The 12,466-nt window shown below is 39.3% G+C and carries 13 protein-coding genes, 1 tRNA gene and 1 pseudogene; 14 read left to right on the top strand and 1 reads right to left on the bottom strand.

Annotation, left to right across the window (positions count from 1 at the left end):
* The first annotated feature begins 125 nt into the window (after positions 1 to 125).
* The 3 genes and pseudogenes from FC60_RS02670 to FC60_RS02665 all read left to right on the top strand — a co-directional run bounded on the left by FC60_RS02670 (position 126) and on the right by FC60_RS02665 (position 5,012).
* Positions 126 to 818 carry a KxYKxGKxW signal peptide domain-containing protein gene (locus FC60_RS02670; RefSeq protein WP_056936963.1) on the top strand — a complete coding sequence of 231 codons (693 nt, stop codon included), beginning with the start codon at positions 126 to 128 and terminating at the stop codon, positions 816 to 818.
* 27 nt (positions 819 to 845) lie between these two features.
* A pseudogene (locus FC60_RS09755) lies at positions 846 to 971 on the top strand (hypothetical protein); the annotation flags it as partial.
* A complete protein-coding gene (locus FC60_RS02665) occupies positions 966 to 5,012 on the top strand; it encodes a glycoside hydrolase family 70 protein (RefSeq protein ID WP_056936962.1) in 4,047 nt (1,348 codons plus the stop codon). The pseudogene FC60_RS09755 and the gene FC60_RS02665, both read left to right, overlap by 6 nt.
* 245 nt (positions 5,013 to 5,257) lie before the next feature.
* Here FC60_RS02665 and FC60_RS02660 read toward each other — a convergent pair.
* Positions 5,258 to 5,346 (bottom strand) — tRNA-Ser (locus tag FC60_RS02660).
* Between the two features lie 216 nt (positions 5,347 to 5,562).
* Between FC60_RS02660 and FC60_RS02655 the strand changes: the two genes are divergently transcribed.
* The 11 genes from FC60_RS02655 to FC60_RS02605 are packed head-to-tail and all read left to right on the top strand — an operon-like array spanning position 5,563 to position 12,454.
* The gene (locus tag FC60_RS02655; protein ID WP_056936961.1) at positions 5,563 to 6,555 is read left to right on the top strand and encodes an LCP family protein; all 993 of its coding nucleotides are present in this window, start codon (positions 5,563 to 5,565) and stop codon (positions 6,553 to 6,555) included.
* A gap of 22 nt (positions 6,556 to 6,577) precedes the next feature.
* Positions 6,578 to 7,336 (top strand): YveK family protein, encoded by a 759-nt coding sequence (locus FC60_RS02650; protein ID WP_056936960.1) that lies wholly within the window; start codon positions 6,578 to 6,580, stop codon positions 7,334 to 7,336.
* Between the two features lie 11 nt (positions 7,337 to 7,347).
* Positions 7,348 to 8,103 carry a CpsD/CapB family tyrosine-protein kinase gene (locus tag FC60_RS02645; protein ID WP_056936959.1) on the top strand — a complete coding sequence of 252 codons (756 nt, stop codon included), beginning with the start codon at positions 7,348 to 7,350 and terminating at the stop codon, positions 8,101 to 8,103.
* Between the two features lie 2 nt (positions 8,104 to 8,105).
* Positions 8,106 to 8,876 (top strand): tyrosine-protein phosphatase, encoded by a 771-nt coding sequence (locus tag FC60_RS02640; protein WP_056936958.1) that lies wholly within the window; start codon positions 8,106 to 8,108, stop codon positions 8,874 to 8,876.
* A gap of 19 nt (positions 8,877 to 8,895) precedes the next feature.
* Complete coding sequence (locus tag FC60_RS02635; RefSeq protein WP_056936957.1) at positions 8,896 to 9,555, top strand: sugar transferase; 660 nt, start codon at positions 8,896 to 8,898, stop codon at positions 9,553 to 9,555.
* Between the two features lie 10 nt (positions 9,556 to 9,565).
* Complete coding sequence (gene pssD, locus FC60_RS02630) at positions 9,566 to 10,015, top strand: PssD/Cps14F family polysaccharide biosynthesis glycosyltransferase (protein WP_056936956.1); 450 nt, start codon at positions 9,566 to 9,568, stop codon at positions 10,013 to 10,015.
* Between the two features lie 9 nt (positions 10,016 to 10,024).
* Positions 10,025 to 10,525 carry a glycosyltransferase gene (locus tag FC60_RS02625; protein ID WP_056936955.1) on the top strand — a complete coding sequence of 167 codons (501 nt, stop codon included), beginning with the start codon at positions 10,025 to 10,027 and terminating at the stop codon, positions 10,523 to 10,525.
* A gap of 1 nt (position 10,526) precedes the next feature.
* On the top strand, positions 10,527 to 11,249 hold the full coding sequence (locus FC60_RS02620; RefSeq protein WP_056936954.1) for a glycosyltransferase: 723 nt from the start codon (positions 10,527 to 10,529) through the stop codon (positions 11,247 to 11,249).
* A complete protein-coding gene (locus tag FC60_RS02615; protein WP_082601330.1) occupies positions 11,243 to 11,617 on the top strand; it encodes a glycosyltransferase in 375 nt (124 codons plus the stop codon). Before FC60_RS02620 ends, FC60_RS02615 begins: the two co-directional genes overlap by 7 nt.
* Positions 11,618 to 11,622: 5 nt before the next feature.
* Positions 11,623 to 12,096 (top strand): serine acetyltransferase, encoded by a 474-nt coding sequence (locus FC60_RS02610; protein WP_162252172.1) that lies wholly within the window; start codon positions 11,623 to 11,625, stop codon positions 12,094 to 12,096.
* Positions 12,089 to 12,454 carry a glycosyltransferase family 2 protein gene (locus FC60_RS02605; protein ID WP_056936951.1) on the top strand — a complete coding sequence of 122 codons (366 nt, stop codon included), beginning with the start codon at positions 12,089 to 12,091 and terminating at the stop codon, positions 12,452 to 12,454. Before FC60_RS02610 ends, FC60_RS02605 begins: the two co-directional genes overlap by 8 nt.
* Positions 12,455 to 12,466: the final 12 nt, after the last annotated feature.

The following is a 12,466-nucleotide window of genomic DNA, read 5'->3' as shown; positions in this document are numbered from 1 at the left end:
GAACAAATCTTAATAAAAATCTTATCATTCCTTCTTTGAATATGACACATTTACGTAGAATCGGAAAAATGTGTGGTAATATATGATGGTGTTGTGAATATTATGAATTTAGAAGGAAGATTCTTATGGATTATATCAAACGTTTCAAGCTTTATAAAAGTGGAAAGAAATGGTGTTGCGCTGCAATTGTTACTGCTGCAGTAACTACTGGAGTATTGGTTAGCTCTATGCCAGCTCAAGCGGCAACGAATAATGATCAAACTACGCAAAGTGCCCAAAAATCAAACATAACATCTGATCAAAATACATCAAAAGATAGTACAGGTACATTGCAAAATGCTACGCCAAATACGGATAAGACTCCCGTTACAGGACAACAAAGTAACGGACAGTCAGATCAGAATAATGGAAACACCAATAAGGTCAAGCAAGATGATTCGACTCAAAATCAGCAATCGGATAACCAAACAACCAACCTAACGCCGGAACAAGATTATGCAAGTAGTACGGTAAAGACCGTTGCTGGAAAGACCTATGCTTATCACAAGAATGGGACAGAATATATTAATCAATGGTACCAAAGTAATGGGAATAAGTACTATTACGGTACCGATGGTGTACGGGTGGAAGCTGCTACTGCCCAAGCATTAGATCCGGATAATGCTAGTGATACCAAGTTGTATACTTACTACTTTAATGCTGAAGGAATTATGCAAGCTAACTACTTCTTGAAGCAAAATGAGAAGATGTACTACTTTGGTAAGGATGGAAAGGAATATCAGAACCAGTACTACTCTAACTGGGGTAACACCTATTAATTTGGTCCAGACGGTGCCCGTTATGATAATCGTTGGTTAGAAGATAATGGACAAAAATATTACTTTGATGCTAATGGGGTTCGCCTCGCTGATCAATTCCTAACCCAAGATGGAAAGTTATATTATTTTGCTCCCCAAACCGGTGCGATGTACCAAAATCAATGGTATGAAAATTGGGGGAATAAATATTACTTTGGTAAAGATGGGGCTCGCTTAACCAGCACGAATGCTGATATTGATGGGGCAACATACTCTTTTGATGACCAAGGAGTAATGAAGAAAGACTTCTTCCAAACTCGAGATGGCAAATTATACTACTTCGGTTTAGATGGTAAGGAGTATAAAGATGCCTTCTATACTAATTGGGGTCATACTTATTATTTTGGCCCTGATGGTGCTCGTTATACGGATCAATTCTATTCTAACTGGGGTAATTTGTATTACTTTGGTGATGATGGTGCCCGTTGGGATAACCGTTTTTATAGTAACTGGGGCCATGTCTACTATTTCGGTGATGGTGGTGTTCGTTACACGGACCAATTCTATTCTAACTGGGGTAATACCTATTACTTCGGTAGTGATGGTGCTCGTTGGGACAATCGCTTCATGGTTCGTTGGGGCAATGCATACTACTTTGATAATAATGGGGCGCTAGTTAAGAACCAAACAAGGAACATTGATGGCACCAATTACATCTTTGATGGTCAAGGTGTTATTTCTCTTCGTGACCAATTCTTGACGGCAAATGATAATCAACTCTTTTATTTTGATGATCAAGGTAAATTGTTGACGAATAGCTTTTACAATAATTGGGGTAATTCATACTACTTTGGTAGTGATGGTGCCCGTTACACAAATCAATTTTTAACTAAGGATAATAATACATATTACTTTGGCGATGGCGGGGTCATGGCGAAGGGAAAGACCCAAATTAATGCTAAATGGTATTACTTTGATCCATCAAACGGAATCATGGCGAAGAATAAAGTAGTTGAATTAGACGGTCTTGGGTATGGTTTTGGTAAAGACGGGGTCTTGATTTCTGGCGTTACAACCGATAAAGATGGTCATGTATACTATATTGATGGGACAACCGGTAAAGTTCGGACTAACTTCTTGTTAGAAGATAATGGCAAGTGGATTTACTTTAATGCTGAGAATGGACAAGGTAGCGATGCTTTACAGCTTCAATTCCAATCCGGCACGGTTTCAGTTGATCAGCAATTTGCGAATGGCAATCAGGCCTATGACTTTACAGATGCATCAATTCAAAACGTTAATGGTTATTTGACGGCAGATACATGGTACCGACCAAAGCAAATTTTAAAGGACGGAACCATCTGGACTGACTCAACTGCTAGTGATTTGCGGCCACTTTTAATGACTTGGTGGCCAAGCAAGGATATCCAAGTTGATTACTTGAATTACATGAAGAAGAATGGCTTGATTACCGCGGATAAAGATTATAGTTCGACTGATAGTAATTCTACTTTGAGTTATGCGGTTGATACGGTTCAAGAAAATATTGAGAAGAAAATCTCTCAAGCGGGGAACACCGATTGGCTGAAGACCTTAATGAGTGCTTTTGTAAAGACTGAATCAATCTGGAACGATAATAGTGAAAACGTTAGTTATAATGGCCTGCAACTGCAAGGTGGCTTTTTAAGATATGTAAACTCGGACCTAACCAGTTATGCTAATTCGGATTACCGATATATCGGTTGGACGGCTGATAATATCTTGAATGGTGATACTAAACCAGGACAACCTAAATCAGCTGGCTCGGAATTCTTATTAGCTAATGACATTGATAACTCTAATCCAGTAGTTCAAGCCGAACAGTTAAACTGGCTATACTACTTAACTAACTTTGGGACGATTACAGCTAATGATCCTGATGCCAACTTTGATAGTATCCGAATCGATGCAGTTGATAATGTTGATGTGGACCTATTAACGATTGCTGGTGATTATTTCCGTCAAGCGTATGGCTTGGACGAAAGTGATGCTAAGGCAAATGCACGTCTGAATATTCTAGAAGACTGGAATGGGCGCGACCCGTATTATGCAAATAGTATCGGAAATCCTCAATTGACTTTGGATAACACGGTCTTAACCGGGATTCATGATACTTTGGCAGCGGCTCCTGACAAGGTTAAGTCATTGAGTGAGTTAATTTCATCATCGTTGGTTAGTCGGGCAAATGACAGTACTGAAAATACTGCCATTCCAAATTACTCTTTTGTGCGGGCTCATGATAATGGGTCACAAGACGAAATTCGTCAAGCCATTGCGGCTGTAACCGGAAAGGGGTATGGAGATTTCAACTTTGAGGATGAACAAAAGGGGATTGAAGCTTATCTTAAAGATCAAAACTCGACGACGAAGCGGTGGAATAAGTACAATATCCCGGCTTCCTACGCCTATATTTTGACTAATAAGGATACTATTCCACGGATTTACTATGGTGATCTTTATACGGATGGTGGTCAATACATGGCGCAAGAAACCCGTTATTACCCAACCATCACCAATATGATGAAGGCCCGGATTAAGTATGTTTCTGGTGGTCAAACCTTGAACTATGATGATAATAAGGGAATCTTGACGAGTGTTCGGTTTGGGAAAGGGGCCATGACCGCTAGCGACAAAGGAACTACTGAAACACGGACTGAAGGAATTGGGGTCATTATTTCCAATAATACTGATCTTGCTTTAAAGAGTGGCAGTTCTGTTGTTCTTCATATGGGGGCTGCGCATGCTAATCAAAAGTATCGTGCATTACTGTTAACCACTACAGATGGGGTGCAAAATTATTCTAGTGATGCTGGGGCCCCAGTTGCATATACAGATGCTAATGGTGATCTTCACTTCTATGGGAGCGATCTGATTACAGCTGAAGGAACCCAAGCAAATACGGCCATTAAAGGTTATGCGAACCCAGATGTCACTGGATACCTAGCAATTTGGGTGCCAGCAGGAGCGCCAGATGATCAAGATGCACGGACGGCAGCAAGCACAGATGCACATACTAAGGAAGAAGCATATCGTTCCAATGCAACCTTGGATTCTAACGTAATCTTTGAAGGATTCTCAAACTTTGTTTACTATCCAACGACTGACAGTGAAAAAGCCAATGTAAAGATTGCCCAAAATGCCGATTTCTTTAAGTCTATAGGGATCACTTCTTTTGAATTAGCACCACAATATGTTTCAAGTAAGGACGGTAGCTTCCTAGATTCCAAGATTGATAATGGTTATGCATTTAGTGACCGTTATGATCTCGGAATGAGTACTGATAATAAGTATGGTAGTGCTGAAGATCTGCGGAATGCTATTAAAGCCTTACATAAAGCCGGTTTACAAGCAATGGCAGATTGGGTCCCAGATCAGATCTATAATTTATCAGGACAAGAAGCCGTTACGGCAACCCGGGTGGATGAACATGGAACGACTTGGGCAAGTTCTCAACTTAAGAATAAAGTATACATTGCCAATACCATTGGTGGTGGACAATACCAAAAACAATATGGTGGGGCCTTCTTAGGTCAATTACAAAAGCTATATCCTGAAATCTTCAAGCGGGTCCAAGTTACGACTGGTAAGACCATTGACCCAAGTATAAAAATTACGGAATGGTCAGCTAAGTACTTCAATGGCACTAATATTTTAAGGCGTGGGGTTGGTTACGTTCTACAAGGAGATGGTGGTCAATATTACAACCTTGGTTCAGCAACCACCAAGTACTTGCCAGTTCAACTCACCGGAGCAGTCGATGCCAACAAGAATGGTTTTGTAAAAGGTAATGATGGTAAATATCACTACTACAACGAAGATGGGGAAGAATTGAAAGATGGATTTGTTCAGGATGCAACAGGAAACTGGTACTACTTTGATAAGAATGGTAATATGCTTGCCAACGCACGCTTTGTAGACGTTGCCGTTGATGGAAACACATCAACCTACCTGTTCTTGAACAATGGGGTATCGTTCCGATCAGGACTAGTCCAAACGGCCGATGGTACTTACTATTTTGACGCTAATGGACGGATGGTAAGGAACCAAGTCGTTTCTGATGGTGCGATTACCTACACCCTGGATGGGAATGGTAAATTAGTCAAAGAAACTTACGACTCAACTGCAGACACCTCGCACCCAGTTGATATTAGTAAGCAAGAGAATACAAATAAATAGTAGTATATAGACAGAAAAGGTCGTTGCCCAGATGGACAACGACCTTTTTAAAACATTAAACAAATAAATATAACAAAATAACTTTATGAAAATTCCTGTATCTGCTTAACTATCAATACCAGATCATGGATTATGGTAGTCATACAGAAAGGGGTGGTTACTATTCAGCTTTGTTATTTATCTCGTGTCTCCTTTAACCAGTTAACAAAAAAGGGACCTCGTTTAATACAAGGTCCGCTTAAGAAAGGAGAGTACAGGATTTGAACCTGCGCGCCCGCTCAACACGGGTTCGCCGGATTTCGAGTCCGGTGCATTACCACTCTGCCAACTCTCCATTAACGATTACTAATTCTAGCATTCAATTCATTATTTAACAAGCATCCAAAGAAAATTTCCGAGATATCTTGATAAAGTGACGGGATATCATTATTATGTATATGTAATGTATTTCAATATTACTAAAATATGTTAATATTGTGATTATTATTGAAAAATGTGTGAATCGATGCTAAACCTTTTTAAGGTTTATTAAATTTTGGGAGTTTAGTATATGGATTCAGAAGAGATTAAACATCATCATCGACGTCACAAGCATCACTGGTTACGTTGGCTGTGGGCCTTAGTCGGCATTGTCTTTGTTATCGCTGTAATTTTTGCAGCGATGGCTTGGCGCAACCTGCGCGACGCAACGAATGATATGTACTCATCATCTGGTGTCTCGGGACGAAGTATCTCGAGTGTCTTAAAGCAAAAGAAGCCGATCAGTATTCTTTTGTTGGGTACTGACACTGGGGCCCTTGGTCGAACTGAAAAAGGGCGGACGGATACCATTATGGTGATGACTATCAATACCCAGACGAATAAGACGACAATTGTTTCCTTACCGCGAGATATGAAGGTTGATTTGCCGGATTATCCTGACTATTCACCTGCTAAGATTAACTCAGCCTACACATACGGCGGGGTTAAAGAAACTATTAAGGTGATTAAGGAACAATTCGGAATTCCGGTGGATGCTTATTTACTGGTTAACATGGGTTCGATGGAAAAGGCGATCGATCAAGTTGATGGGATAGATGTTAAATCACCATTAACATTTACATATGAAGGATATTCCTTTAAGAAGGGGAAGACTTACCATATGGATGGGAAGGAAGCTTTGGCTTTCAGCCGGATGCGTTACGATGATCCCGATGGCGATTACGGTCGGCAGTCACGGCAGCGTTTGATTATTGCCGCCCTGATTAAAGAATCAGCTTCATATAAGTCTGTGCTTAACCGGAAATTCTTACAAACCCTTTCCGGTGGAATGCAAACAAACTTAACCTTTAGTAATATGACTCAACTAGCACTAAATTATCGCGATGCTACGAAGGTCGTGCAAGACTATGCGAGTGGGACTAGCGATGACGAAGATGGCGTTTCATACCAACAGGTTTCATACAATGAGCGGCAACGAATTAGCAATTTAATTCGGCAGTCCCTAGGTTTACAAACGAAGACCTTACCTGACGATGATGATTCGGACAGTAGTAGTTATTAATCATGACGGAGACTAAATATTAATGGAAACAAGTAACACAATTGATTTACGACGATTAGTTAAGATTCTCCGGAAGAATCTGTTAATGTTAATTGTCTGGACCTTAGGATTGGGTATCATCGCAGCTGCAGATGCTGAATTCTTAATTCAACCGAAATATACTGCTTCAACGCAGATTTTGGTTAATAATAAGGAAAATAAGGACCAAGCGGGCCAAGCTTATAACAATCAACAAGCCGACGTGCAACTGATCAATACTTATAAGGATATCATTACTAACCAAGTGATCTTACAAGAAGCTACAAAGTATCTGGCTAATCCTGAAACTAGTCACGCTAATGGGAAAGCTTATGATCTATCGGTCGCGGAATTAAAGGATGCCTTATCCGTTTCGACCCAAACAAATTCACAAGTCTTTACCTTAAATGCTGAGGCAAGTAACCCAACTGAAGCCAAAGCGATGGCTAATACAGTGGCTAGCGTTTTTAAGAAGCGGGTTAAAAAGATCATGGATGTCAACAACGTCACGATCGTATCTAGTGCAACGACGCCTAAGACGAAGTCCTTCCCTAATGTTAAGCTCTTTGCTTTAGCGGGAGCCGTGGTTGGCTTTGTGATTTCCTTTGGTTACTTATTGATCAAGGAACTATTTGATACAACCGTGCGGACGAACGAGTTTATGACCGACGAATTAAACTTGGTTAACTTAGGACAAGTTTCCCACATGCGGTATGATCGCAAGAACAAGCGGCAAAAGAGCCGTGGCAATCGACGCGTTTAGGAGGTGTCATCATGGGATTATTTTCACGTAAAAAAATTCAATCAGTTGACACCATGGTTAATGGGGCCAACCTGGTTACCTTGACCAAGCCGCAAAGTTTGGTGGCTGAACAGTTCCGGACGATTAAGACTAATATCACCTTCATGGGGGTTGATCATCCAATTAAGGCGTTAGCTTTCACGTCCTCCAACATTTCAGAAGGGAAGTCCACTGTAACAGCTAATGTTGGGGTGACCTGGGCGCAGGATAATAAGCGGGTCTTAATGGTCGATGCCGATTTGCGGCGGCCAACCATGCATTCAACTTTTGACCTTGATAACCGGCAGGGATTAACGACCCTTTTGATGGATCAAGAGCATGTCATTAATTCTCAAGATGTCATTCAAGCAACCGAAGTACCAAACCTGGATGTATTGACGGTGGGCCCGGTTCCACCGAATGCCACCGGATTGTTAAATTCGCAACGGATGCGCGATCTAGTCGCCACCTTTGAGCAAATGTATGATGTGGTGATCATCGATGTGCCACCGATTTTGGAAGTGAATGACACACAAGTGCTGTCGAGTATGTTAGACGGGGTTGTCTTAGTCGTTCGCTCGGGGGTGACCCAAAAAGTTGCCGTCAAACGGGCTGTTGAAATGCTAAACATTTCCAAAGCTAATTTACTTGGTTACGTTATGAATGATGTGGCCAGTGGCGATGATGATGGCTATGGATATGGTTACGGCTATGGGTATGGTTACGGATCGGTGGAACCAGAAGATTAATCATGGGATACGTTGATTTACATTGTCACTTATTACCGAATTTAGATGATGGTTCGCCTAGTATGGCTGCTTCGCTTGAATTGGCGCGTGATGCGGTGGCGGATGGTGTCAGCCATGCCTTAGTTACACCCCACCATTTGAATCGGCGATACGTGAATCATAAAGAGACGGTGATGCAAGCTACGAGTTACTTCCAAGCTGCTTTGAACGAGGCAGGGATTGACCTAACAGTTTTTCCAGGCCAGGAGGTTCATCTGTCTAACAAGATTTTAGCGGCTTTAGATCAAGATGACATTTTGTTTGCGGATGAAGGTGGTCGATATATGTTACTGGAATTACCGTCCAACGAAGTGCCACACTATACCAAGTCGATGATTTATCAACTCCAATCCCGGGGAATTACCCCAGTGATTGTTCACCCGGAACGAAATAATGAGTTGGTCGCTCATCCGGAGCGTTTAGCTGATTTATTGGAACTAGGGTGCTTAAGTCAAATCACGGCTAGTAGTTATTTAGGTACTTTTGGAAAAGATGTCGAACGTGCTGCCAGATTGATGGTGAATGCCGGTCAAGGTACGGTCATGGCTTCAGATGCTCACGTGATGGAAAAGCGTGATTATGAACTTGGAGCGGCCATGCGACGGTTAGCTAAAGATTTAGGTCGTAAAGTGGCTGGAGATTATCAACAAAACGCTAAGTATATTTTGAATGGTGATCCAGTCCGAATGACCTGGGAGCCAATTAAGCAAAAGAAACGATTTTGGTTGTTTTAACTTAGAAAGGAGTTCAATCATGGAAGTGAGAAATATCGAAATTCCCATTGTCGATAAGTCGCAAGTAGAATCACGATATGCTTATCGATTTTTTAAGCGGTTTTTCGATATTGTCTTTTCTTTAATTGGATTGATTTGCCTTTCTTGGTTATTTTTAATTATCATCATTTGGATTAAGATCGATGATCGTGGTCCGGTATTCTTTTCACAGACCCGCGTGGGAAAAGATGGAAAAGAATTTAAAATGTATAAATTCCGTTCGATGGTAACCAATGCTGAAGAGCTTAAACATGAGGTAATGGAACAAAATGAAGTTGACGGGGCGATGTTTAAGATGAAGGATGCTCCACGAATCACGAAAGCGGGTAAATTTATTCGAAAAACCAGTTTAGATGAGTTACCCCAACTGTGGAATGTCCTAATCGGTGATATGTCACTAGTGGGTCCCCGTCCACCACTACCGGCTGAAGTTGCACATTATTCGGAACATGATATGCAACGTTTGATGGTTAAACCTGGCTGTACCGGTTTATGGCAGGTAACTGCTAGGAATACTGTTGGTTTTAAGGATATGGTAGGAATTGACCTAACTTATATTCAACGGGCTAATTTAATGTATGTTTTTTGGCTTATCCTATGTACTGTAAAGGTGATTTTTAAGCCAAATGGAGCATATTAAGGAGTAAGAGATGAAGGTTTGTTTAGTTGGTTCAAGTGGTGGACATTTAACTCATTTGTATATGCTGAAGCCATTTTGGCAAGACAAAGATCGGTTTTGGATGACCTTTAACAAGGCCGATGCGCGAAGCAAATTACAAAATGAAAAAATGTATGGGTGTTACTATCCAACTAACCGTAGTTTAAAGGCCTTAATCAAGAATACAATACTTGCATTTAAGGTTCTCCGAAAGGAAAAATCGGATGTGATTATTTCTAGTGGAGCTGCGGTGGCAGTTCCTTTTTTTTATATAGGTAAATTGATGGGTTGTAAGCTTGTTTATATTGAAGTGTTTGATCGTATCGATAAACCAACAATGACTGGTAAAATGGTTTATCCGATTGTTGATAAATTTATTGTACAATGGGAAGAACAGAAAAAGGTTTACCCGAAGGCTATTAATCTGGGAAGTATCTTTTAGGAGAATATAATGATTTTTGTGACAGTAGGAACGCATGAACAGCCATTTAATCGCCTAATCGAAAAAGTGGACCAACTTGTTGGAAATGGAGTAATCCAAGAAAAGGTGATAATGCAAACAGGTTATTGTACATATCAACCTCTGCATTGTGAAGCAAAATCAATGCTTGATTACAATAAGATGAAAGATTATATTAACCAGGCTCACATTGTGATTACCCATGGTGGACCGGCCAGTTTCATTGAGGTTTTACAAGCGGGTAAAATTCCAGTAGTTGTTCCACGATTAGCCACTAATAATGAACACGTTAATGACCATCAAGTGGACTTTCTGAAAATGGTTGATGAACGGATGCATAATGTAATTCCCGTTTATGACATTGAAAACTTATCAAATGTTATCGAGCATTATGATGAACTTGTTAAGAACATGAGTGCTATAAGTAGTGGAAATAATGCTCGATTCAATCAGTATTTTGAACAAATTGTTAATAGACTAGTTGGACGATAATATGAAAATATTCATTATAAATACTGTTGGCCTAGAAGAAAATGGTATTTCAACCTTCATACTTAATACTTGTAAAGAATTAATCAAACATAATTATGACATTACGATTGGGGCTCCTAATCATGTTTCTGGCGAAATCCAGAAGCAGGTAAACGATTTAGGTATAACATTAATAGGACATTTAAATCGTAATCAAGAACCTATTAGGTATTTTTTTAAGATTTATCGACTCTGTCGACAGAATCAGTATGATGTTGTTCATGTTAATGGAAATAGTACCACCATGGCAATTGAATTAGCAGCTGCAAAACTTGCAGGTGTAAAGGTGCGGGTTGCTCATAGTCATAATACGACTACTAGACATGTTAAGGCGAATCAATTATTGAGACCGTTCTTTGAGATGGTAGTAAATGGGCGAATTGCCTGCAATCAAGCAGCCGGGAAATGGTTATTTAAGAGTAAGGATTTCGTTATAATCGAAAACGGAATCGATTTTGATAAATATAAGCTTAATCAAAATGTGCGTACAAAGATTAGGTCTAAATTGGGAATCAGTGATGATAAGATTTTAATAGGACATATCGGAAAGTTTAATTCTCAAAAAAATCAGGAGTTTTTGATAGAATTAGCGGAAAAACTTGATGATCGTTATCGAGTCATTTTAATTGGTAATGGTGTAAATCTAAAGAAAGATCGACTTCTTGTTGAAAAAAAGGCCTGCTAAAGAAAGTATTATTTACAGGGGCCGTTAGAGATGTTATTGATTATTTAAATGCAATGGATATATTTGCATTACCATCTTTTTATGAAGGACAGCCATTTTCATTAATTGAGGCTCAAGCTGCTGGACTACCATGTTTTGTTTCTGATAAGGTGTCTCAAGAAACAAATGTTACCAAGAATGTGACTTATCTTCCTATTGATGATGTGACAGCCTGGAAAAATGAAATAGAATTTTTTAGCTTTTCTGATAATAGAATTGATAGAAGAGATCAAAACGTAAAATATCTATTAAGAAATGGTTTTAGTTCTGAAGATAATGCAAATAAATTAATTAAGAGCTATGACGACTTTAAAGTTAATAGAAGGTGATTATGATGAAAGAATTAGATAAAAAAGGTAAGTTAATTTTAAATATCTACAAATATGGCCAAAAGCATTATGGCCAATCTGGTTTCTGGCATCATTTTAACTATAAAGTTTATAAGGTTTTAGATATAGTATTCATATTAGGGCTTTTCGGATCAGAGATTCAAGTTTCACAATCTATAAGCAGTAGAATATATTTATATCATCCTTATGGAATAATTATCAATCGTAATTCTGTTATTGGAGATGGATGCATTATACGACAGCAGGTGACTATTGGAAATAAAGGAATTGATTATACTGAATGTCCGATAATCGGTGAAAATGTTGAAATAGGTGCTGGTGCAAAGATAATTGGGAATATTAAAATAGGAAGTAACAGTAAAATTGGAGCGAATGCAGTGGTTACTAAATCATTTCCAGAGAACTCAATACTAGTAGGAGTACCAGCAAGAAATATTTCGAGGGAGATATATGGATGATTTGATTAGTGTGATTGTACCCGTTTATAACGTTGAAAAATACCTTGTTCAATGTATTGATTCTATTCTTAACCAAACTTATAAAAACCTGGAAATAATTTTAGTTGATGATGAATCAACTGATCACAGCGGGAAAATATGTGATCAATTTTCCTCAAATGAAAATAGGATTAAGGTAATACATAAAAAAAATATGGGACTTGGGTTAGCCCGTAATACGGGACTTGAAAACGCAAACGGAAAATACGTTGTCTTTGTAGATTCAGATGATTATCTTTCGAATAGTAACATTAAGAATCTTGTAGCGGGAATAAAAAAGAACAATTCTGATATTTGTATTGGTGAAGTGAACCCTTAAAGTTGGACACTT

The organism is Limosilactobacillus gastricus DSM 16045 (assembly GCF_001434365.1).
In the GTDB taxonomy this organism is placed as follows: domain Bacteria; phylum Bacillota; class Bacilli; order Lactobacillales; family Lactobacillaceae; genus Limosilactobacillus; species Limosilactobacillus gastricus.
This window is presented reverse-complemented; position numbering and strand designations above follow the sequence as displayed.